At 71.7% G+C, this 23105-nt stretch carries 16 protein-coding genes; 7 read left to right on the forward strand and 9 right to left on the reverse strand.

The window, feature by feature from the left end; genetic code table 11:
• Nucleotides 1–575: 575 nt before the first annotated feature.
• Together BS75_RS01075 and BS75_RS01080 are read right to left on the reverse strand one after the other, a co-directional pair.
• Nucleotides 576–3089: a collagenase gene (locus tag BS75_RS01075; protein WP_042438632.1), complete on the reverse strand. Its 2514-nt coding sequence runs from the start codon at nucleotides 3087–3089 to the stop codon at nucleotides 576–578.
• Between the two features lie 140 nt (nucleotides 3090–3229).
• The gene (locus BS75_RS01080) at nucleotides 3230–4186 is read right to left on the reverse strand and encodes a LysR family transcriptional regulator (RefSeq protein WP_034092166.1); all 957 of its coding nucleotides are present in this window, start codon (nucleotides 4184–4186) and stop codon (nucleotides 3230–3232) included.
• 402 nt (nucleotides 4187–4588) lie between these two features.
• On the opposite strand from BS75_RS01080, the gene BS75_RS43845 reads away from it, so the two are divergent.
• Complete coding sequence (locus BS75_RS43845; RefSeq protein ID WP_052069083.1) at nucleotides 4589–6553, forward strand: Ig domain-containing protein; 1965 nt, start codon at nucleotides 4589–4591, stop codon at nucleotides 6551–6553.
• 127 nt (nucleotides 6554–6680) lie between these two features.
• On the opposite strand, the gene BS75_RS01095 is transcribed toward BS75_RS43845, so the two are convergent.
• Nucleotides 6681–7361, reverse strand: coding sequence for a GntR family transcriptional regulator (locus BS75_RS01095; RefSeq protein WP_042438630.1), 681 nt, complete (start codon nucleotides 7359–7361; stop codon nucleotides 6681–6683).
• 267 nt (nucleotides 7362–7628) lie between these two features.
• Between BS75_RS01095 and BS75_RS01100 the strand changes: the two genes are divergently transcribed.
• The 6 genes from BS75_RS01100 (at nucleotide 7629) to BS75_RS01125 (ending at nucleotide 14806) form a co-directional block, all read left to right on the forward strand.
• A complete protein-coding gene (locus BS75_RS01100) occupies nucleotides 7629–8624 on the forward strand; it encodes an ABC transporter permease (protein ID WP_034086835.1) in 996 nt (331 codons plus the stop codon).
• 61 nt (nucleotides 8625–8685) lie between these two features.
• A complete protein-coding gene (locus BS75_RS01105; RefSeq protein ID WP_034086836.1) occupies nucleotides 8686–10440 on the forward strand; it encodes an ABC transporter substrate-binding protein in 1755 nt (584 codons plus the stop codon).
• Between the two features lie 55 nt (nucleotides 10441–10495).
• Nucleotides 10496–11473, forward strand: coding sequence for an ABC transporter permease (locus BS75_RS01110; protein ID WP_034086837.1), 978 nt, complete (start codon nucleotides 10496–10498; stop codon nucleotides 11471–11473).
• On the forward strand, nucleotides 11470–12513 hold the full coding sequence (locus BS75_RS01115) for an ABC transporter ATP-binding protein (RefSeq protein WP_034086838.1): 1044 nt from the start codon (nucleotides 11470–11472) through the stop codon (nucleotides 12511–12513). Before BS75_RS01110 ends, BS75_RS01115 begins: the two co-directional genes overlap by 4 nt.
• Nucleotides 12510–13580 carry an ABC transporter ATP-binding protein gene (locus BS75_RS01120; RefSeq protein ID WP_042438627.1) on the forward strand — a complete coding sequence of 357 codons (1071 nt, stop codon included), beginning with the start codon at nucleotides 12510–12512 and terminating at the stop codon, nucleotides 13578–13580. The genes BS75_RS01115 and BS75_RS01120 overlap by 4 nt, the downstream gene beginning before the upstream one ends.
• A complete protein-coding gene (locus tag BS75_RS01125; protein WP_152645954.1) occupies nucleotides 13550–14806 on the forward strand; it encodes an aminotransferase class V-fold PLP-dependent enzyme in 1257 nt (418 codons plus the stop codon). Before BS75_RS01120 ends, BS75_RS01125 begins: the two co-directional genes overlap by 31 nt.
• Nucleotides 14807–14848: 42 nt before the next feature.
• On the opposite strand, the gene BS75_RS01130 is transcribed toward BS75_RS01125, so the two are convergent.
• From BS75_RS01130 to BS75_RS45820, 6 genes are all read right to left on the reverse strand, one after another.
• Entirely contained in the window at nucleotides 14849–16273 is a 1425-nt protein-coding gene (locus tag BS75_RS01130) for an aldehyde dehydrogenase family protein (protein WP_331281391.1), read from the reverse strand.
• 285 nt (nucleotides 16274–16558) lie between these two features.
• The gene (locus BS75_RS01135) at nucleotides 16559–18001 is read right to left on the reverse strand and encodes an aminopeptidase P family protein (protein ID WP_034086839.1); all 1443 of its coding nucleotides are present in this window, start codon (nucleotides 17999–18001) and stop codon (nucleotides 16559–16561) included.
• 232 nt (nucleotides 18002–18233) lie between these two features.
• Entirely contained in the window at nucleotides 18234–19754 is a 1521-nt protein-coding gene (locus BS75_RS01140; protein ID WP_034086840.1) for a DEAD/DEAH box helicase, read from the reverse strand.
• Between the two features lie 389 nt (nucleotides 19755–20143).
• Nucleotides 20144–20347, reverse strand: a complete 204-nt coding sequence (locus BS75_RS01145; RefSeq protein WP_034086841.1) for a cold-shock protein — start codon at nucleotides 20345–20347, stop codon at nucleotides 20144–20146.
• A 309-nt stretch (nucleotides 20348–20656) separates the two neighbouring features.
• On the reverse strand, nucleotides 20657–20878 hold the full coding sequence (locus BS75_RS01150; RefSeq protein WP_034086842.1) for a hypothetical protein: 222 nt from the start codon (nucleotides 20876–20878) through the stop codon (nucleotides 20657–20659).
• 122 nt (nucleotides 20879–21000) lie between these two features.
• Nucleotides 21001–23097 carry an NEW3 domain-containing protein gene (locus tag BS75_RS45820; RefSeq protein WP_081982029.1) on the reverse strand — a complete coding sequence of 699 codons (2097 nt, stop codon included), beginning with the start codon at nucleotides 23095–23097 and terminating at the stop codon, nucleotides 21001–21003.
• Nucleotides 23098–23105 lie beyond the last annotated feature (8 nt).

Raw genomic sequence — 23105 nt, forward strand, 5'->3', positions numbered from 1 at the left:
GGCGGCACGGGGACTGCGCGTGGTTCAGCGCTCCGCAAGCCGTGGGAGCGCTCCCAATATTCAAGGGCACCGACCCCTTCGCTGAGTGGGTGAAAGGAGGTGGCGACAGCGGTCCGACCCGCATGGCATCTTCAACTCCCGTAGGAAGATGCTTGGATGACGCCGAGTCATATGAATTCAGCTATCCGGGAGCCCGTCAAGGGGGCGCGCTGCGTTCACTTGTCAAACGGATGTCAGGGCGAGGTTGGGCCGACGGACCGTCGGGGGCCTTGACGGGGCCGCATTTGGGGGCGACGATCGGGAGCGCTCCCAGCTGGGCGGCAGGGGCACTCCCGTGGGTGACGGCCGCGCTCGCACAGGTCGCGGCCCGGTGTCCCGGTACCGGCGTCCCGAAGCGTCGACAACGGCCTCTTCCAGCTCGGACCGGTCCTACGGACACCCCCGGGCGCGAGGGCGCCCTTGCTCGGGCCGCCACGGCTGTGGCGGCCCGAGCAAGGGCCCGTGCGTCCGGGAGCACCGCCGGTTGACAGCGGCCCCGCTCCCGACCGCCCGTGGGGCTCAGTACTCCGCGGGGCTCAGTACTCGGTGGTCACGGTGACTCCGCTGAACGCGGAGTCGGCGTACAGGCTGAAGTACCGGTAGCCGGCGGTGGTATTGGTGACGGTGATGGTCTGCGCGGTGCCGGAGCCGGTCGACGCGGCCGTGTGGTTGGCGCCGTCGGCCCAGTCGGTGGGGTCGTAGTACAGGTAGGCGGTCCCGGTGCCGCCGGTCGTGGCGACCGTCAGCGTGGTCGTTCCGGCCGGGAGGTAGATCCAGTAGTAGTCGAGGTTCCCGGCCGTCGCGGACTGGTTCGTCCGGAAGCAGTCCTGGTCCATCTGCTGCGGGTTCGAGCCGGTGCACGGGCTGGTCACGGTCACCGACTGGGAGGTGCTGGACGTCTTCCCGTTGCTGTCGGTCACGATCAGCCCGACGGTGTAGGTTCCGGCCGCCGCGTAGGAGTGCGAGGGGTTCTGCGCCGTGGACGTCGTCCCGTCGCCGAAGTTCCAGGCCCAGTTGGTGATGCTGCCGCTGCCGGACTCGGTGGACCGGTCGGTGAGGCCGGCCGTCAGCCCGGTGGCCGCCGCGCCGAAGGCCGCCGTCGGCGAGCCCTGGGCGCCGCTGGCGATGTTGTCGAGCCAGGTGTTGAAGTCGGCGTCGTAGCGGGTGCCGATGGTGTCGGTGTAGTAGTCGTAGCCGGCGGTGTAGTTGCCGACCCGGTAGTCGTTGAGGATCGCCTGCAGGTCGGCGGGGTGTTCCTCGACCATGTAGCGCACCGCCAGGTAGCTCCACGGGAAGACCCGGTCGTCGTTGCTGTTGGCGTACGTGGTCTGCCACAGGGTGCTCAGCGCGTAGGTGTGCTCGCCGGCGTCGGTCACCGCGTCGGTGTCGGTGACGCCCCGGTAGCCGGCGGAGATGTAGCCGGAGATGCCCTCGATCCACCAGATGTTCGGGTCGACCTCCATGTCCGCCCAGGTGCCCATCGTGTCGTAGCGGGCGTCGAGGAAGTGCGTGTACTCGTAGTTCAGGTTCCAGATGTCGTCCGTGTACCCGTCGGCGCCGGAGTCCTGGTAGAGGATGGAGTAGTCCTGGTTCCCGGGCGTGGCCGGGGTGTTGTAGATGGTGATGCCGCCGTTGTCGGTGGTGATGCCGTAGATCACCGGGCCGTAGATCTCGTAGTCGAGGGAGCTCGCGAAGACGACGATGTTGTCAGTGTCGTTGTACTGGCCGGGGATCGGCCCGCTGTCCTTCACCACGTTCTGGAAGTACGCGTCCTGGCCAGCCAGTTCGGTGCACGCCACGTTCAGTTCGGACGGGCTGAGCGACTGGGCCAGGATGTTGGTCTCCGAGTTGCACGCGTGCGTGATCGGCAGCGCTGCCGCCGTCGCCTGGGCCACCAGGTTGCAGACGCCGTAGTACGAGCAGTCGGCCGCGTCGTAGCCGTTGGCCTGCTGCGCCACGGACATCCACAGCGCGGCGGTCGGGCCGGAGATCGACGAGGCCTGCAGCAGGCCCAGCATCAGCGGCCGCACCTGCGCCTGGAGTGCGGGGATCCGGACGTACGCGGCGAGGTCGTTGCCGGCGTCGGCGTCCATGAACGTGTTGCCGCCGCCGAGCAGGCCGGTGTGGTCCAGCGCGAAGGCGTCGAGTGCGTTGATGACACTCGGATCGGCGGTCAGCGCGGTCACGAAGGCGGGGTTGAAGGCTCCGCGCCACAGCGGGGTGTAGACGTCGTAGATGACGCCGTCCATGCCGCCGACCGCGTCCCAGGAGCTGGTGTACGCGCTGAGCAGCCGCTGGTAGACGCTCAGGTAGTCGCTCTGCAGGTTGGCGCTGTCGCTCAGGATCACCGCGTAGCCGAGGACCTCGCCGTTGCCGGTCGAGACGTCGGCCGTCCGGGGGTCGGCGAAGAAGGTGTTCAGGGCGTTCTCGACGTCCGTGGACAGCGTCGCGTCGTAGCTGCCGACGTCCGTCGTGTCGTAGTACTGGACGTAGTACCCGGCCTCCAGGTACTGGATGAGCTGCCCGATTCCGGTCGAGTCGTCACCGGTGTAGCTCGACGCCAGCCCCTGGTACGCCTGGGCGACGGTGACCATCTGCGACTCGTTGAACAGCGCCTGCGCGTCGCTGCCGGTCACCGTGAACAGCGAGTTGATGCAGTCGCTGGTCGAGTTCTCGACGTACGAGGCCAGCGCCGGGCCGGTCAGGGCGGAGAAGGCGGCCGGGGTGCAGGCCTGGGTGGTGGCGGAGTTCGTGGCCCGGGTCCGGCCGGCGGGCTTCGCCGGGGAGGTCGTGGTCTGCGACGCCGTCGGTCGCTGTGGCGGGAGTTGGCCGACGGCCAGCCGTCCGTACTGGACGGCGGCCGCGTCCGTGCCGCCGGCGAGGGCACCCGTGGGCGCGGGCTCGGCCGGGCGGTGCGATCCGGCGGCGGGCCGGGCCGAGGCGGTCGAACCGGTCGCGGCCAGGGCCGGAGCGGTCGCCACGCCCACCAGCATGGTGACTATCGCCGTGCCGGAGGCCAGCAGTCTGGGCAGGAGGTATCGGCGGGGCATTGCTGCTCCTTCGGAGTGGGGGTCGCTTCGTGAATCGTGCGGGAAGCGTGTGACGCACCGTCTCATCGCACGCAGGCTCGAACAATGCGGGAAGGAACAGCAATTGAAGTGGATCCGTCACAACATCCGGGGCTGCTTCTTTACCGGGGCGACCCTCGGTGGCTCCGGGTGGCGCGGGCCTGCCGGGTCGGGACACCGTCCATCAGGCTCCGGTAGGAGGCGGCGGCCGAGTCCCGGAGCGCCGCCACCAACTCCTCGCCGACGCTGGCCCTGCGCCAGGCCAACAGGTAGCGGCACCGGACGGGCGTGCCGACCAGGGGCCTGACGATGACGCCGGGGATCGGCCGGGTCGTCGCCTGCACCAGGCAGACCCCGAGCCCCTCGGCGATCATGTGCTGCAGCTGGAGCCGGTCGCCGAGGAACTCGTGCACCAGCACCGGACTGAATCCGGCCGCCTCGCAGGCGGCATAGAAGACGCCCGGCCACCCCGCGCCGTCGTCGGGGGTGACGAACCAGGGCTCCTCGGCCAGGTCGGCGAGGTCGATCGCCGCGCAGTGCCTGAGCCGGTGCCCCGAGGGCAGGGCCACGCAGGAGGGCTCGGTGACGATCCCGCAGTGCCCGACGGCCTCGGAGTGCCGCAGCTCCTGCCCCGGGTAGTCCACGCCGATCGCGGCATCGAGCCCGTCCCGCTCCAGCAGGTCGACGATCTGCGAGGACTCGTAGACGCTGCTCACCGTCACCACCAGGCCGGGCAGGTCGTTGCGGATCCGCCCGACCAGTCCGGCCAGGATCGGGGAGTTGGTGGCGGCCAGCCGCAGCACCGGTTGATGGACCGCCTCCTCGGCCGGTTCCCGGCCGACCGCCTCGGCCCGGGCCAGCACGTCGCGCGCGCGGGAGACGACCCCCGCGCCGTAGCGGGTCGGCCGCACGCCCACCGTGTCGCGCTCGAACAGCGGCTTGCCGAGGTGGGCCTCGATCCGGCGCAGCTGCGTGCTCATCGCCTGCTGCGAGCAGCCGAGGCCGGCCGCGGCCCGGCCGATGCTGCCTGCGTCCGCGACCGCGCACAGCGCCCGTAGGTGCCGGAGCTCCAGTTCCATCCGCACTCCCCCACTTCCTCGCAGCGATCGGGCAGTTGTGTGAATGCTAGTCAGAACCCGGATGTCATCCCGGTTTTCGGTCAGCTTGAGGCGAACTCCGGCCCGAGGGACCGGAGTCGTCCCGCCTCGCGCGGGAGGTCCGGTCGGCGCACCGCGGACGGGCGGCGCCGGCCGCCCCTGGCTCTCCCGACAGCGGCGGCCGCTGAGGCGGCGTCAGTGTTCTGGAATCCCCGTGCCCGACAGACCCTTGTGTGTCGTGCGACACGTCAAATATGCTATTGCACTGACGGTGACTGGCCGTCAGAAAGTCAACCCGAGAGGGGACTGTGTCACGTGCGCAGACTCAGATCCGCTGTCTTCCGTCGCGGCCGATCCATCGCCCTCGGCAGCCTCGTCGTTGCCGTGGCCGCCGCAGGCCTGACCAATCCACTGGCCGCCGCGGCCAACCCCCACCCCGCCTCGGCAGGGTGGAGCAGGACCGCGGACGGCAACTGGGTGCAGGTCCAGCCCGGCACCCCGATCGTCGCCAAGAGCGTCGCCCGGCCGAAGGCGGCCGCGCCCCTCGGCAAGCGCAGCGCCACCCCTCCCGGGCCGGCCTCGACCAAGACCTCGGCCGGCAAGACCGGCGGCGGTGAGAAGCCGCAGCTGGCGGACGGTTCGGACCCCGGCGACGGCAACGACGGCGACGGCTCCGTGGCCAACGAGTACGACCTGCAGGTCCAGTACAAGGGCGGCCAGGACTCCAGCGGCGTGATCACCGGTGCGCCCAAGGTGTACCTGGTGGTCTGGGGCTCGCAGTGGGGCACCGCCTCCACCGACTCCAGCGGTGACACCGCCCTCTCGGGCGACCCCGACGGAGCCGTCCCCTACCAGCAGGACTTCTTCAAGGGCCTGGGCAGCGCGGGCGACGGCTGGAGCGCGGTGCTGACCCAGTACTGCGAGGGCATCCCGGCCGGCACCATCCAGTGCCCCTCGACCGCGCCCCACATCCAGTACCCCAAGGCCGGCAGCGTGCTGGCCGGGGTGTGGGTCGACAACAGCGCCGCCGCGCCCCAGTCCGCCACCGAGACCCAGCTCGGGGTCGAGGCGGCCGCCGCCGCGCAGCACTTCGGCAACACCACCGAGGCGCAGAACCGCAATGTGCAGTACGTGATCGACTCGCCGCAGGGCACCGACCCGGACAAGTGGAAGGAGCTCGGCTACTGCGCCTGGCACGACTTCGAGCGCTCCTCGGACGGCCAGCTCGCCTACACCAACATGCCGTACCTGCCCGACGTCGCGGGCTGCGGCGCCAACTGGTTCGGTGAGAACACCCCCCGCGGGCTGCTCGACGGCTACGGGATCATCGGCGGCCACGAGTACGCCGAGACCCTGACCGACCCGAACACCCCCGGCGGCTGGACCGACGCCACCGGCCAGGAGGTCGCCGACAAGTGCGCCTGGATCCCCTACGGCTCCAACGGCGGCCTGTTCTTCGAGAACCTCTCCACCGGTTCCTTCCCGCTGCAGACGATCTGGTCCGACGAGGACCACCTCTGCATGTCCTCCGATCCGATCTCCACCGGACCGGTCCTCACCCTCAGCACCATGTGCAGCCGCACCGACCCACCGGGGCAACCGCTGTCGATACCGGCGGTCGCGGCCGACAGCACCGGCGACGCGGTCACCTACAGCGCGACCGGCCTGCCGAGCGGGCTCTCCATCGCCCCGTCCACCGGCGTCATCTCCGGTACCACCAGCGCCTCCGCCAACGGCTACTCACAGATCACCGTGAACGCCTCCGACACCGCCGGGAACACCGCCACCACCAGCTTCTGGGAGGGGCTGTTCGCCGGCGGGCAGCACGGCTGCTCCGCCGTCCAGCAGCTGATCGACCCCGGCTTCGAGAACGGCTCGGCCGACGTCGACCACACGATGATGACCGATCCCTGGAGCCCGTCCGAGTACAACATCATCACCCCGTCCAGCCTCCACTCGGCGCACTCGGGCAGCTGGTACGCCTGGCTCGGCCAGGACTCCGGCACCACCGACTCGATCACCCAGTACCTCGACACCTACCCGGGGTACAGCTCCGCCAACTTCTCCTTCTGGTTGGACACCGAGACCACCAACACCAGCGCGACCACTCCGGACACGCTGTCGCTGATCGCCATCGACCAGTACACCGGCCAGCCGATCGGCACGGTCAAGACCTGGTCCAGCTACGGATCGAGCCCCGGCTACCAGCAGCAGTCGGTCGACCTCTCGCCGTTCATCGCCAAGGTGGGCTGGGGCACCACCGTCGGCCTCGAACTGGTCTCCAACGAGGCCGGGACCACGCCGGCCACATCGTTCCTGGTGGACGACACCTCGGCCACCGAGTACTGACCCCGTGCGACGCGACCGGCACGACTGATCGCTGACACCGTTCCGGGCGCGCCCAGCATCCTGGGTGCGCCCGGAACCGCGCGCCCGCCGGGCGCGGGCGGCTCCGGCCGCCGGGGCTGAGGGCCGGTCAGTCCTGCGGCGTCGCCCAGAGCGAGCGCACATGTCCCAGATGGAGCGTGATCGCCTCCTCGACCCGGGGCAGGTCCCTGGCGATCATCAGATTCAGCAGCTGCTCGTGCTCCTCGGCCGAGGCGACCAGTCGGCCGGCCTCGACCAGCTGGTTGAGACCGTAGAGGCGGGAGCGCTTGCGCAGGTCGCCGACGGTCTCCACCAGGTGCCGGTTGCCGGTGAAGGCCAGCAGCCCGAGGTGGAACCGGCGGTCCGCCTCGACGTAGGCGATCAGGTCGCCGGACCGGGCCGCCGCGACGATCTCGGCGGCCACCGGCCGCAGCGGCTCCAACTGCTCGGCGGTCGCACCGGCGGCCACCCGCACCGTCGCCGGGATCTCGATCAGCGCGCGGATCTCGGTGAAGTCGTCCAGGTCCTGGTCGGTGAGGCCGACGATCCGGAAGCCCTTGTTGCGCACCACCTCGACCAGCCCCTCCTTGGTCAGGTCGAGCATCGCCTCGCGGACCGGCGTGGCCGAGACACCGAACTCGGACGCCAGCATCGGCGCGGAGTAGACGATCCCGGGACGCAGTCTGCCCGCCACCAGGGCAGCCTGCAGCTCATGCGTGATCAGCTCCCGCAGGCTGCGCCGCTCGTTCATGGACGGCAGATTGAGACCGCTCAGGGGCTCGATGCTCATGGCTCCTCCTCGGTTGTACAACATCATCCTGCACCATCACGCGACACCCGATCGGCCATGTGGCTTCTTGTGCGGAAGCGGCGGGATGAGTGGCTACGAGGCGTCGCAGGCCCGAGAGTTATGCAATTGCACTGTCATATTTGATACTTAACGCTTGACTAGGGCTACCAATGGCGACACAGTCGCTCACAAGACAATAGAGCAACGTGACATTGCACTGGCACTGATGATGCGTGCCGTCCACGTCACCAGCCCCGGGGAGCACTCATGACCGCACTCCTCACCGACCCCCCGCCGTCCGCGAGCGCCGCGACGGCCACCGCCTTCGAAGGCCGTTCGCCCGCCGCGCTCGCCTGGCGCCGCTTCCGCCGGGACCGCACCGGCGTCGCCGCCGGCCTGGTGGTGGCCCTGTTCTTCGTGGTCGGCCTGGGCGCGCCGGTGATCTCCTGGCTCTACGGCAAGAACCCCTACACCACCTACGGCCAGAACCAGCCCGCGCTGCTCGACCAGTTCGGCTACCCCGTCGGCTCGATGGGCGGGATGAGCAGCCACTTCTGGCTGGGCATCGAGCCGGGACTGGGCCGAGACGTCTTCACCCAGCTCATCTACGGCATCCGCACCTCGCTGCTGATCTCGCTGGCCATCGTCCTGATCATCACGGTGATCGGCACCCTGGTCGGGGTCGCGGCCGGCTATGCGGGCCGTTGGATCGACTACTCGGCGAGCCGGGTGATCGACGTGATCCTCTGCTTCCCGGCGACCCTCTTCTTCGTCGCGTTCATCCCGGTCGCGCAGTCGGCCTTCGTCAGCCCGACCGAGGCCGTGCCGACCTGGATGCGGGCGACCACGGTGATCCTGGTGCTCTCCGCCTTCGGCTGGGCCTCCACCGCCCGGCTGCTGCGCGGCCAGGTGCTGTCGCTGCGCGAGCGGGAGTTCGTCCAGTCCGCCCAGGTGATCGGTGTGCCCGCGCGCCGGATCATCCTGCGCGAGCTGCTGCCCAACCTGTGGACGCCGATCCTGATCTCGGTCTCGTTGGCGGTGCCGAACTACGTGACCACCGAGGCCGCCCTCTCCTTCCTGGGGGCGGGCATGGTCGAACCCACCCCCGACTGGGGCCGCATGATCCAGCGCGGCGCCGAGGTCTACAACGCGGACTTCAGCTACATGCTCTTCCCCGGCCTCGCCATGCTGATCTTCGTCCTGGCCTTCAACCTGCTCGGCGACGCCGTGCGGGACGCGCTCGATCCCAAGTCCAGCCGCTGAAGCCCGGCTTGCTCCCGTCCCGACCCGAAGTGCACACCCGATCCCAGCCAAGGAAACTGCCATGCCCCTGAACAGACGTACCGTCAACCTCCTCGCCGCCGCCGTCGCGGCCGGGGCCCTGGTCACCGTCTCGGGCTGCCACGGCTCCAGCGGCAGCGCCGCCGCCGTCACTCCCTCGGGCCCGGCGGCCAAGCAGGCCGTCGCCCTGGGCACCGCGGCCGAGTCGGACGCCCCCGATCCGGCCGTCCCCGGGGCGAAGACCGGCGGCACCGTCACCGTGCTGCAGCAGAACGACTTCAGCCACCTGGACCCGGCCCGGGTCTACAGCTCCGCCAACCAGACCGCCGACCTGCTGCTCACCCGCCAGCTGACCAGCTACCAGTACGTCGACGGGGTCACCCGGCTGGTCGGCGACCTGGCCACCGACACCGGCACGCCCAGCGACGGCGACCGGACCTGGACCTTCACCCTCAAGCAGGGGATCAAGTACCAGGACGGCTCGCCGATCACCGCCCAGGACGTCAAGTACGGCGTGGAGCGGACCTTCGAGTCCGCGCTCAGCGGCGGACCCACCTACCTGCAGACCTGGCTCACCGGCAAGTCGGACTACTCCGCCGCCTACCCCGGGCCCTGGAACGGCCAGGACCTCCCGGCCATCCAGACCCCCGACGCGCACACCATCGTGTTCCACCTCGCCGGCCCGCACGCGGACTTCCCCTACGCGGTGGCGATGCAGGCCTACAGCCCGGTGCCCCGGGCGCACGACACCAAGAGCGCCTTCGACCTCGCCCCCTTCTCCTCCGGCCCCTACATGGTCCAGAGCCACCAGGCCGACAAGTCGATGGTGCTGGTCCGCAGCGCCGGCTGGAGCCAGGCGACCGACCCGGTCCGGCACGCCTACCCCGACGAGTGGAAGTTCGAGTTCGGCGGGCAGCCGCTGGACATCGACCAGCGGCTGATCGCCGCCAACGGCGCCGACCGCACCGCGATGACCTTCAACACCCTGGTCACCAGCGATGTCGCCAAGCAGGTGCTGAGCACCCCGTCGCTGCTGGCCAGGACGGTGGACCAGGTGTCGCCGTTCTCCACCTACTTCGACATCAACAACCGGCGGATCACCGACCCGAAGATCCGCGAGGCCCTGCTGATGGCCTTCCCCCGGCAGCAGGTCCGGCTGGTCTTCGGCGGCCCGCTCTACGGCGACTACACCAATACCATCCTCTCCCCGGTGACCAACGGCTACCAGGCCTACGACCTCTACCACGCCCCGGTCACCGGCGACCCGGTGGCGGCCCAGAAGCTGCTGGCCGCCAGCAGCGACCCGCACCCCACCATCGTCTTCGCCTACCAGGGCACCACCCAGTGGGAGGCGGCGGCCGTGGCCGTCGCCACCGCGCTGGACAAGGCCGGTTTCAAGGTGGTGACCCAGGAGGTGGACAGCAAGGACTACTACGACGAGATCGGCGACGTGAACAACAAGTTCGACCTCTACTGGGCCGGTTGGGGCCCGGACTGGCCCAGCGCGGACACCGTGATCCCCCCGCTCTTCGACGGCCGGCAGATCGCCCCGGACGGCTCCGACACCATGCTCTTCGACAACCCGTCGGTGAACGCCGAGATCGACCGGATCGGCGCCGAGACGGACCTCGCCCAGCAGGACGAGGACTGGGCCGCGCTGGACAAGACGATCATGGGCCAGGTGCCGATCATCCCCTGGGTCGACCTGCGCCAGGTCTCGATGTACGGGCCGGACCTGGGCGGCGTGCACCTGGGCTTCATCGGCACCGTCTACCCGCTGGACGTCTACGTGAAGTGAGCACCGCCCCTCGAAGCCCCCTCGCCCACCCGCCACCTCCCGCCATGGAGCACACGTGCTGCGCTTCCTGATCCGCCGGGCCGCGGGGGCGGCGCTGATCCTGCTGGTGATCAGCGCCGTCACCTACGTCCTCTTCTTCGCCATGCCGTCCGATCCGGCGCTGCTGGCCTGCGGCAAGCAGTGCACCCCGCAGCTGCTCGCCACCATCCGACACACCATGGGGATCGACGCCCCGCTGTGGGTGCAGTACGGGCACTTCCTCGAAGGGATCTTCGTCGGGCGCCACTACGGCGCGGCCGACTGCTCCGCGCCCTGCCTCGGCTACTCCTTCGTCAACGAGCAGCCCGTGCTGCAGACGCTGCTCAACCGCTTCCCGGCGACCCTGTCGCTGGCGCTCGGCGCGGGGGCGCTGGTGCTCAGCTGCGGTGTCGGGCTCGGCATGATCGCCGCGCTGCGGCGCGGCCGGGCGCTCGACAAGGCGTCCATGGGGCTCGCCCTGGTGGGCGCCTCCGTGCAGATCTACTTCTTCGGCATCGTCGTCCGCTACATCTTCGTCGACCAGCTCGCCTGGCTGCCGCTGCCCGGCTACACCTCGCCCGGCAGCTCGCTGACCGGCTGGGCCGGCGGGATGCTGCTGCCCTGGATCACCCTGGCCGTGGTCAATGTCGCCACCTACGCCCGGTTCACCCGCTCCTCGATGCTGGAGGCGCTGGACGAGGAGTACGTGCGCGCGGCCCGCGCCAAGGGGCTGACCCCCTGGGGCGTCTACGTCAAGCACGCCTGGCGGGGGGCGATGACCCCGGTGATCACCATGTTCGGGATCGACCTGGGCCTGTTCCTGGGCGGCGCCGTGATCACCGAGACGACCTTCAACATCCCCGGCATCGGCAAGCTCGCCGTCGACTCCGTGGCCGACTCCGACCTGCCCATGCTGATGGGGACGGTGCTGGTCGCGTCCACGGCCATGGTCGTGGCCAATGTCGCGGTGGACGCCTGCTACGCCCTGATCGACCCCCGGGTGCGTGCGTCATGAGCGAGGAGCCCGAACGGGCGGCCGCCGAGCCGTTCCTGAGCGTGCGGGACCTCTCGGTGCGCTTCGCGACCGAGAGCGGCCAGGTCCAGGCCGTGGACCGGCTCTCCTTCTCCGTGGAGCGCGGACGGACGCTCGGCATCGTCGGCGAGTCCGGCTCCGGGAAGTCCGTCACCAGCCTGGCCGTGCTGGGCCTGCACAACCGCGACCGCACCACCGTCACCGGGAGCATCCGGCTGGACGGCGCCGAGCTGGTCGGCGCGGGCGAGCCGCGGCTCCGCTCGCTGCGCGGCAGCCGGATGGCCATGGTCTTCCAGGACGCGCTGACCGCCCTCTCGCCGTACCACACCGTCGGCGACCAGATCGCGGAGACCTACCGCAGGCACACCCGCTGCACCCGCCGGGCCGCCGCCGAGCGGGCGGTGGAGATGCTCGGCGTGGTGGGCATCCCCTCGCCCCGGACCCGGGTCAAGGACTACCCGCACCAGTTCTCCGGCGGCATGCGCCAGCGGGTGATGATCGCCATGGCCCTGGTCTGCGACCCGGACCTGCTGATCGCGGACGAGCCCACGACCGCGCTGGACGTCACCGTCCAGTCGCAGATCCTGGACCTGCTGGCCGGGCTCCAGGAGACCTTCCGGACCTCGATCGTCCTGATCACCCACGACCTGGGGGTGATCGCGGGCATCGCGCACGACGTCCTGGTGATGTACGCGGGGCGCAATGTCGAGCAGGGCCCGGTGGAGGACGTGCTGATCACCCCTCAGCACCCCTACACCGCCGGGCTGCTGGCCTCGGCGCCGCTGCTGGGCGGGGACGTCGACCTGCCGCTGCGGCCGGTGCCGGGCAATCCGCCGAGCCTGCTGGCGATCCCCGCCGGCTGCGCCTTCCACCCCCGCTGCGGGGCCAGCTCGCTGCTTCCGGCAGGGCACTGCTCCACGGAGCGCCCCGTCCTCAGCGGCACCGCCCCGCACCTGGCCGCCTGCCACCTCGACCGGGAGCAGCGCGCCACCCTCCGCCGGACCGAGGAGACCTCCCGATGACCGAGTTCGCCAAGGCGCCGGCCGCAGCCGCCACTGCCGCTGCCGACTCGTCCGTGCCGCTGCTCGAAGCGGTCGGCCTGACCAAGCACTTCGCGGTCCCGACGGCCGGCCTGCTGCCGTCCCGGCGGTCCGCCCGGCCGGTGCTCCGCGCCGTCGACGGCATCGACCTGGTGGTGCGCGCCGGGGAGAGCCTGGGCGTGGTCGGCGAGTCCGGGTGCGGCAAGTCGACCGCGGGCCGGCTGCTCACCCGGTTGTACGAGCCGACCTCGGGCGTGCTGCGCTACCGGGGCCAGGACATCACCCACGCCTCCCGGCGGGAGCTGGCGCCGATCCGGGCCCAGATCCAGATGGTCTTCCAGGACCCCTATGCCTCGCTCAACCCCCGGCAGACGGTGGGCGGCATCATCGCGACCCCGCTGGAGGTGCACCGGATCGACCCGCCGGGCGGCCGGAAGGCGCGGGTCCAGGAGCTGCTGGAGACGGTCGGCCTCAACCCGGAGCACATCAACCGGTTCCCGCACGAGTTCTCCGGGGGCCAGCGGCAGCGGATCGGCATCGCCCGGTCGCTGGCGCTGGAGCCGCGGGTGATCGTGGCCGACGAGCCGGTGTCCGCGCTGGACGTGTCGATCCAGGCGCAGGTGGTCAACCTGCTCCAGCAGCTCCGCCGCGACCTGGGCATCGCCTTCGTCTTCATCGCCCACGACCTGGCGGTGGTGCGGCACTTCTCGCAGCGGGTGGTCGTGATGTACCTCGGCAAGGTGGTGGAGAGCGCACCTCGGGACGAGCTGTACCGGTCGCCGCAGCACCCCTACACCCAGGCGCTGCTGTCCGCGGTGCCGGAACCCGATCCCCGGCCCGCCGCGCGGGCCGCGGCCTCGGCGGCCCGGATCCGGCTCACCGGCGACCTGCCGAGCCCGGTCGACCCGCCCTCGGGCTGCCGGTTCCGCACCCGCTGCCCCCGGGCGCGGGAGCTCTGCGCCGAGCGGGAGCCGGCGCTGGAGAACCGGTCCGACGGCGACCGCTCCCATCTGACGGCGTGCCACTTCCCCGGGCCGGTCGCCGGATGAGCGGCGGCGGCCGGGCGTGGGCCTGGTCCCGCGCGGGGGGCCGGACCGCGGTGCCGGACGAGGTCCTGCGCTGGGACCGGGAGCACGACCCGGACGAGGTCCGGGCGCTGTGGCCGCTCGACCCCGGCGTCGCGCACCTCAACCACGGCTCCTACGGGGCGGTGCCGCGCCCGGTCCAGCAGGAGCAGGACCGCTGGCGGGCCCGGATGGACGCCAATCCGGTCCGCTTCTTCCGCCGTGAGTGGCAGCCGGCGGTGGCGGAGGCCCGGCTGCGGGCCGCGGACTTCCTCGGCGCCGACCCGGACGGCATCGCCCTGGTGCCCAATGCCACGGCCGGCGCGGGCGCCGTGCTCGCCGCCTTCCCGCTGCGGGCGGGCGACGAGGTGCTGGTGACCGACCACGGCTACGGCGCGGTGACCGCCGCCGCGCGACGCGCCTGCGCCCGGGCCGGTGCCCGGCTGGTCACCGCCGCGTTCCCGCTCGTCTGCACCGAGGAGCAGATCCGCGCGGCGGTCCTGGGCGCGGTGGGGGCGCGGACCAGGCTCGCCGTCCTGGACCACGCGACCTCGCCGACGGCACGGCTGCTCCCGGTCGCCCGGCTGGTCCCGGCGCTGCAGGCGCGGGGTGTGGCGGTGCTCGTCGACGGGGCCCACTCCCCCGGCATGCTCCCGGTCGACCTGGGCGTGCTGCGTCCGGACTTCTGGGTCGGCAACTTCCACAAGTGGGTGTGCGCGCCGCGCGGTGCGGCGGCCCTGTGGGCGGCGCCGCAGCACCGGTCCCGGCTGCCCGCCCCGGTGGTCTCCTGGCGCGAGGACGAGGGCTACCCGCACAGCTTCAGCCTGCCCGGCACGGTCGACAGCAGCGCGATCCTCTCGCTGCCCGCCGCCCTCGCCCTGTTCGAGCGGCTCGGCGGGCAGCGGCGGATCATGGCGCGCAACAACGCGCTGGCCGGCTACGGCCGTTCGGTGCTGGCGGACGCCCTGGGCCTGGGCCGCGCGGAGTACCCGCAGGAGGCCGGGATGTCGATGGCGGCACTGCCGCTGCCCGAACGGCTGGCCGGCCCGGACCGGGTGCAGATGCTGCTCGCCGACCGGGCGGGCGCCGAGACCGCGGTGAGCGAGTGGCAGGGCCGGCTGGTGCTGCGGATCAGCGCCCAGCTGTACAACCGCCCCGAGGAGTACCGGCGGCTGGCGGAGGCGCTGCCCGCGCTGCTCGCCCAGGCCTGAGGGCGGTCGGACGGGGGGCGGCCGGCGCCGCCGGGCGGTCGGTCATCGTCGGCCTCCGGGGAGCAGGCTGACGGTGCGGCTCTCGGTGTAGAACTCCAGCGCGGCCCGGCCCTGTTCGCGCGGCCCCAGGCCGGACGCCTTGCTGCCGCCGAAGGGGAGGTGGAAGTCCACGCCGGTGGTGGGGGCGTTGACCTTGAGCATCCCGACGTGCAGCTGTCCGGCGAGGGCCAGCGCGGTGTCGAGGTCACGGGTGTGGACCGAGGCCACCAGCCCGTGCCGGACGCCGTCGGCCAGGGCGACGGCCTCCTCGACGGTGGCGGCGGTCCGCAGCAGGGCGATCGGTGCGAACACCTCCTCGACGGCCAGGGGGTGGTCGTCGGGTACGCCCTCCACCAGGGTCGGGGCGCTGTACCAGCCGGGCCGGTCGAGCCGGTCGCCGCCGGCCAGCACTCTGCCGCCGGCGGCGGCCACGCCCTGCTGCAGCCGGGTGACCCGGTCCAGCGCGGCGGGTCCGATCAGCGGCCCGCAGGCGGTGCCGGGATCGCCCGGGTCGCCGACGGGGAAGTCCCGCAGCGCGGCGGCCAGGGCCTCCCGCAGCGGCTCGGCGGCGCTGCCGACCGCGATGACCCTGCTGGTGGCGGTGCACTTCTGCCCCGCGTAGCCGGCCACGGCGGCGGCGACATGGCCGGCCACCGACTCGATGTCGGCGTCGGGAAGGACCAGCGCGGCGTTCTGGCCACCGAGTTCGGCCTGCACCGGGATGCCCCGCCCGGTCGCGGCGCGGACCACGCTGCGGCCGACGGCGGTGGAACCGGTGAAGGAGACGACGTCGCTGACGTCGATCAGGGCCGCGCCCTCGTGCGCGCCGCCGGGCAGCAGGGAGAAGACGTCGGCCGGCAGTGCCTCAGCGAGCAGTCCGGCCAGCCTGGCCGCGCAGGCCGTGGCCTCCGGGGCGGGCTTGAGCAGCACGCAGTTGCCGGTGGCCAGGGCCGGTGCGGCCTTCCACAGCGGGATGGCCAGCGGGAAGTTCCAGGGGGTGATCAGTCCGGCCACCCCGTGCGGGTGGCGCCGGGTGTAGAGGAGGCCGTCGCCGGCGGACGGGTCGTGGATCTCGCCGACCGGCAGGTAGGGCGCCTGCGCGTAGTAGCGGAGGATCGCCACCGCCCTGGCGACCTCGCCGCGCGCCTCGGCCGCCGGCTTGCCGACCTCGCGGACGATCAGCGCGGCGAAGCCCTCGGCGTCGGCGGCGAGCGCCGAGGCGGCGGAGTCGAGCGCGCCGGAGCGGAACGCCGCGCCGACCCGCAGCCAGCCGGGCTGGGCGGCCCGGGCACGCTCGGCGGCCCGGGCGACGGCCGCCGCGCCGACCGGTTCGACCAGGGTGACGACGTCTTCCGGGTCGGCGGGGTTGCGGCTGGCGAGTGCGGCCGTCGGGTCGGTCGGCAGGTCGGCCGTGCTGCTGGTGCTCACAGGAGGAACCCTTCGGGGAACGGGTCGATGGGATCGCACAGGTACCGGCCGGTGGCGGTGGGCAGCACCGCCGACGGTCGCGGACCGTGGCGCTGTGCAGGGTGGCCGAGCGGGCGGCGGCGCCCCGGGACCGCGACGCCGACCTGCCTCCACCGACCACATCAGTACTATGTCACACAGCATATGGGTTGGCCAGGGCTCTCCGGGACTCGCCACGAGCACGCCCGGGCAGCAGGAAGCCGCCCTCGATCGGCATGAGCGATCAAGGGCGGCCCGGTGCCGCGGTCAGCGCAGCGACGCCATCCAGGTCTCGACCTCGTCGGCCTGGCGCGGCAGCTCCGACGAGAGGCAGACGGCGCCGTCGCCGGTGATCAGGAAGTCGTCCTCGATCCGGACGCCGATACCGCGCAGCTCCTCCGGGATCGTCAGATCGTCGGGCTGGAAGTACAGGCCCGGCTCGACGGTGAGGACGTGGCCGGCCTCCAGCACGCCGTCCAGGTAGGCCTCGCGGCGGGCGCTCGCGCAGTCGTGGCAGTCCAGGCCGAGCATGTGGCCCGAGCCGCAGACGGTGTACCGGCCGTACAGGGCGGAGTCGGGGGCCGCCGCCGGGCCGCCGGGGCGCAGGCCCCAAGCGTCCAGGCCCTCGGCGACGACCCGCATCGCGGCGTCGTGGAAGTCGCCGAAGCGCGCGCCCGGTCGCAGCGCCGCGATGCCCGCCGACTGGGCGGCGAAGACCAGGTCGTAGACCCGGCGCTGCACATCGGTGAAGTGTCCGTCGATCGGCAGGGTCCGGGTGACGTCGCCGGTGTAGCAGGAGTCGGCCTCGGCCCCGGCGTCCAGCAGCAGCAGCTCCCCCTCCCGCACCGGGCCGTCGTTGCGCATCCAGTGCAGGGTGCAGGCGTGCGCGCCGGCCCCGGCGATGGTCTCGAAGCCCAGCCCGTAGCCCTCCAGCCGGGCCCGCCGGTTGAAGGTGCCCTCGATCCAACGCTCGCCCCGGGCCAGGCCGGTGGCGCGGCGCAGCTCGCCGGCCACGTCGTGGAAGCCGGCGACCGTGGTCCGCACGGCCGAGCGCAGCTGCCCGATCTCCCACTCGTCCTTGACCAGCCGCAACTCCGAGAGGAAGGTCCGCAGTTCGGCCTCGGCCCGGTGGGCCGGCGGCACCAGCGCGTCGACCAGGGCGTCCTCGCCGCGCAGCACCCTGGTCGGGACGGTGCCGCTCAGGGCCCCGGCCAGGGCGTCGCGGGTGTCGGCCGCGATGCCGAAGGCGTCGGCGGTCTCCGCGAGGGTCCGGCGCCGCCCGATCCAGAACTCGCCGTGCTGTCGACTGCGGTAGAACTCGGAGCTGTTCGGTCCGCCGTCGCGCGGCGAGCGCGGGCGGGTGAACACGGTGACCGAGTGCCCGGTCCCGGTGGGCTCGAAGACCAGGACGCTGTCGGGGACGGCCGACGCCCCCTGTTCGGCGGTCAGATGGAGGAAGGCGGAGTGCGGCCGGAACGGATGGTCGAAGTCATTGCTCCGGACCTTGACGCCCCCCGACGGAATGACGATCCGCTCACCGGGGAACCGCTCCGACACCGCCGCCCGCCGCTTGGCCGCGTACACCGCCCCGGGGAGCAAGGGCAGTTCGCGGCCGGTCTCCGCCCAGCCCTGCTGGAACGACGCGGCCAACGCGTCCGGCGTCGCACGATCGTGGCTCCCGGCTCCGTGCACGCCGCCCTGTTGCTCCACCGCATACCTCCCCTTGTCGCCGTCAGGCCGAGAGGAAAGTACCATTTCACATGTGACATAGCTAGATCCGAGCCGCCGCAGGGACCGCGCTGCGGAGGACTGCCGCCTGCCGTCCCTGCCGCATCATCCTCCACCCCGGCGGGATTGCGCCCGGGCAGCGGCACGCACGGAGGGCCCTCGACCTGAGTCGAGGGCCCTCCGTGTACCCGGCCGACGAGGGCCGGGGCTGGAACTACGCGGTGACGGCGGCACGCCGGGGCGCGCGGCTGCGGGCGCCGGGGGCGCCCTGCGCACTGCGGGAACCGGAGGCCGCCGAGCGGTAGCGCTGGTCGCGGCCGGAGGAGCCGCTGCGGCGGGGCCGCTCGACCACCGGGTTGCTGACCACGACCGGCACGCCGGTGGGAACCCGGGCGCCGGTGATGGAGGCGAGTTCGGCGTCGCTGGAGTGGACCTGGCTGGTGCGCGGGGTGATGCCGGCGGTCTGCATCATCCGGGTCATCTCCCGGCGCTGGTTGGGCAGGACCAGGGTGACCACGGTGCCGGACTCGCCGGCGCGGGCGGTGCGGCCGCCGCGGTGCAGGTAGTCCTTGTGGTCGGTCGGCGGGTCGATGTTGACCACCAGGTCGAGGTTGTCCACGTGGATGCCGCGGGCGGCGACGTTGGTGGCGACCAGCGCGGTGACCTGGCCGTTGCGGAACTGGTCCAGGGTGCGGGTGCGCTGGGGCTGGGACTTGCCGCCGTGCAGCGCCGCCGCCTTGACTCCGCTGGCCAGCAGGTCCGCCACCAGCCGGTCGGCGCCGTGGCGGGTGTCGGTGAACATGATGACGCTCCCGGACCGGGAGGCGATGTGGGCCACGGTCGCGTTCTTGTCGCTGTTCTGGACGTGGAGCAGGTGGTGCTCCATGGTGCTGACGGTCGCGGTGGAGGGGTCGACCGAGTGGGTGACCGGGTCGTTCAGGAAGCGGCGGACCAGCCGGTCGACATTGCGGTCCAGCGTGGCCGAGAAGAGCATGGTCTGGCCGCCGGGGGCGACCTGCTCCAGGAGTTCGGTGACCTGGGGCAGGAAGCCCATGTCGGCCATCTGGTCGGCCTCGTCCAGGACGCTCATGGTGACCTGGTCCAGCCGGCAGTCGCCGCGCTCGATGAGGTCCTTGAGCCGGCCGGGGGTGGCGACGACCAGCTCGGCCCCGCGCTGGAGCGCCTGGGCCTGCCGACCGATGGACATCCCGCCGACCACGGTCGCCAGCCGCAGCCGGACCGCGTGGGCATAGGGCGTCAGCGCCTCGGTGACCTGCTGGGCGAGTTCCCGGGTGGGGACCAGTACCAGGGCCAGCGGCTGGCGGGGCTCGGCCCGGCGCCCGGCGGTGCGGGCCAGCACGGCCAGGCCGAAGGCGATGGTCTTGCCGGAGCCGGTACGGCCGCGCCCGAGGACGTCGCGGCCGGCCAGCGAGTTGGGCAGCGTCGCCGCCTGGATCGGGAACGGCGCGGTGACGCCGTGCCGGGCCAGCGTGTCGAGCAGGGCGCGGGGCATGTCCAGGTCGCTGAACGACTCGACCGCCGCGAGCGCGGGCGTGGTGCTGACGGGAAGCGCGAACTCGCCCTGGACGGAGGAGTTCTGACGGCCCCTGGGAGCCGAGGAACGCTGGCCTCCGCCGGAGCGGCGTCCGTAGGAGGAGCCGGAGCCTTCGGCGCGCGAGGCCGAGCGGGCGTGGGGACTGGAGCTGCGGTCGGACGAGCGGCTGGAACGGATCACTGGAGGACCTTCCTCAGGGGGCACGTGTCGAGGAAGGCTCCAGGCCGCAACCGAGCGGGGGAGCTCACACGAACGAGCCAGAAGAATGAATGCGGGGCGTGGACGGTGGAACCGTGCGGCACGTCACCTGCGGTCGGCGCGCACCCGAAGGAAACGGGGCGGCAGAAACCTCGAACCGTGCTCGCGGGATGAGAATCCGGAGAGTCACGGCAGGGGGCGATACCCGAACGCGGCGCTGAGCGTCTCGCGAGGAAGGGTCGCCGGTGGCGGAGCCAGGGAGCCCGAAAAGCGGGCCGGAGAGAACCTCAGGGAGGTGGTGCCACCTGCCCGCGCCACCGTTCGGATGGCGCGGGCAGGTGCTTCGCAGCAACCAGCGCTGCGGTCAGACGTCAGATCGGACGGATGTTCTCGGCCTGCGGGCCCTTCTGGCCCTGCGTGACGTCGAACTCGACCTTCTGGCCCTCAAGCAGCTCGCGGAAGCCCTGGGCGTTGATGTTCGAGTAGTGGGCGAAGACGTCGGCGCCGCCACCGTCCTGCTCGATGAAACCGAAGCCCTTTTCCGCGTTGAACCACTTCACGGTGCCAGTAGCCATATATGTATCTCCTTGATGGGGCGTGTACCGGAGCGCGCATGCCGCGTGCTCCGCACTGCCGTGATGATGACCAGCCCGGAACGTGTCCGGGAAAACAGAAATGCGCCTGTCGGCTACAACCAGCAGGCGCACACATAAGTTCATGGGAACCACAACTGCAACAAGACTCACTGTAGCAGGCGGAGCGGGGGCTGTGGGCCCGGCTCGGCAGAATCGGCGGAGCACGACCGACCGGACCCGGCCGGGGCGACTCGGGGCCTCGCGCGAAGCGCTACGCCCACCGGAGCCCCGGCCGGACCCGGACAGTCGCTAAAGACCGGTCAACTGGGAGTACGGGCTGGTGATGCGCTTGAGGAGCGCGCCGAAGTCGACCACGACCGCGACGCCGGCCTCGACCTCGGTGACCCGGCCCAGGCCGTAGACGTCGTGGGTGACTCGGCTGCCCACCGCGAAGAACCTGTCCGGGGGCTCAGCCGCGGCCTTGAAGGGGCTGGACGGCAAGTAACGCTTGGCCATTCGCATATTTGTCATTACGCCCAGTATGCCCGCAGCGCCCGCGCCCGCGACAGTCCAGGGGCCGTGGAGCCGCGCGCGGCTTCCCGGGGTGGGCCGGGTGGGCGGGGAGACCCCCTCAGATCTCCCCGCCCGGCGGGTCAGCTCTGGCTGAAGCCGGAGAAGTCGGCCTCGCCGATGGTGCCCGCGCTGTGGGAGCAGGTGAACACTCCCACGTCCTGGGTGGCGGTCGCGCCGGGCGCGGTCGCCGTGCCGACCAGCGTCCAGGTGCTGTCGTCGGTGGAGTAGTAGCCGGTGTAGGTGTCGCCGGAGCGGACCAGCTTGAGCCAGGTGGGGTAGGCCGCAGTGCCGCTGCCGCTGTTCGACGGGGCGCTGTTGCTGTCGAGCTGCCCGCTGCCGGTGCTGTCCCACTGCACCACGTAGCCCTCGCCGGGCGCCTCGGCCAGGATCACGTAGCCGGGGGACACACCGGGTTGGGTGATGTCGTCACGGACCATGATCCCCGCCTTGGCCCAGACGCTGGTGTCGGACTGTCCGGTGACCTCGACCACGGTGGTCGAGCCGTCGTGCTCGGCGCCCTGCTGGTAGACGGTGCTGTACTCGTCGGTGCTCCCGTACAGGTCGGCGCCGGCGCCCTGGACGGCCAGGTTGCCGCCCTGCTGCCCGAAGGTGGCGGTGTTGTCGGTGAAGGTCTTCCAGGGCGCCTGCACGGGCGACGGAATGGTGACCGTACCGGGCGTGGTGACCTCCTCGGTGCCGCCGCTCCAGCCCATCGCCGCCGTGGCGTCCAGGGTGTAGTCGGCGATGGGTGCGGGCAGTGTCGCCGGGGGTGTGACCCGGAACGCGGCGATGGCCTCGTGACCGGTGGCGACCCGTCCGAAGGCCGTCTTGGTCAGCGGCTTGACGTTCCATCCGGTCGGCGCCTTCAGTCCGAGCCGGACATTGGTGACCGCGGTCCCGTTGTTGGTGAAAGTGGTCGTCACCGTGCTGGGCTGCCCCGCGACGGCCTGCTGCGGCACGGCGTTGGCCAGGGTGCTGCTCGGCGCGTACTGGCCGGGCCGGGAGGCGGCCGCGACCCGGTACAGGACGGTGCCGTGGGCCGGGACGAAGGCGCTGACCGTGCCGCGGGTCTCGGTGGTGGTGTGCGCCCACAGGTCGCGGACGGTGTAGTCCTTGGCGCTGGGCAGCCCGGCCGCGGCGGCGGTGGTGGAGATGGTCGCGGGGGTGTCGTTCTCGTTGAACAGCGCGACCGCCACGCTGCCGTCGGACAGGGGCTTGGCCAGCACGTCGAGGCCGTTGGCGGAGGAGATCTCCACGCCCTGCTTGCCGAGGCTGTCCTGGTCGACGGCGATGACCTCCTTGTTGCCGTAGATCGCCAGGGTGGCGGGCGAGGCGGTGGTCAGGTCGGTGCCGGAGATCAACGGTGCGGCCATCTCGGCCCACAGCGAGAACTCGGACTGGTCCTCGGTCGGGGTCATCCCGTTGCCGACCTCAAGCATGTCGGGGTCGTTCCAGGCACCGGGGTGGGCTCCGGCCGCGAGCGCGACATTGGTGTGGAAGTTGGAGAGCATCGAGCCGTAGGAGGCGTTGATGTCCCCGGTCGTCCGCCACAGGTTGCCGACCGAGCCGCCCCAGCTCGCCACGTTCTCGTCGCCCCAGTCGCAGAGGCTGAAGACGATCGGGCGGCCGGTGGCGGCCAGGGCGTCGCGCATGGCCGTGTACCTGGTCTGCGCGGGGATGCCCTGGTTGTTGCAGTTGTCGTACTTGAGGTAGTCGACGCCCCAGGACGCGAAGCTGTCGGCGTCCTGCTGCTCGTGGCCGAGGCTGCCGGGGTAGCCGGCGCAGGTGTAGGTGCCGGCCGACTCGTAGATCCCCAGCTTGAGGCCGAGCTTGTGGACGTAGTCGGCGACGCCCTTGATGCCGTCGGGGAACTTGGTCGGGTCGGGCACCAGGTTGCCGGCCGCGTCGCGGTTCGGGCTCATCCAGCAGTCGTCGATGTTGACGTACTCGTAGCCGTCGGCCTTGAGACCGCTGCTGACGATCTTGTCGGCGGTCGCCTCGACGAGCTTCGCGCTCACGTTGCAGCCGAAGGCGTTCCAGTCGTTCCAGCCCATGGGCGGAGTGAGGGCGAGTCCGTTGTCGAGCGCTGCGGCCGGTGTCGCGGCGGTGACCGTGACGACGGCCACCGGCGCCATGGTGAGTGCGGCCGCGAGTAACGTGGCCCAGGTCTTGCGCATGCCTTCTC

Origin of the sequence: Streptacidiphilus albus JL83 (assembly GCF_000744705.1) — a bacterium.
In the GTDB taxonomy this organism is placed as follows: Bacteria; Actinomycetota; Actinomycetes; order Streptomycetales; family Streptomycetaceae; genus Streptacidiphilus; species Streptacidiphilus albus.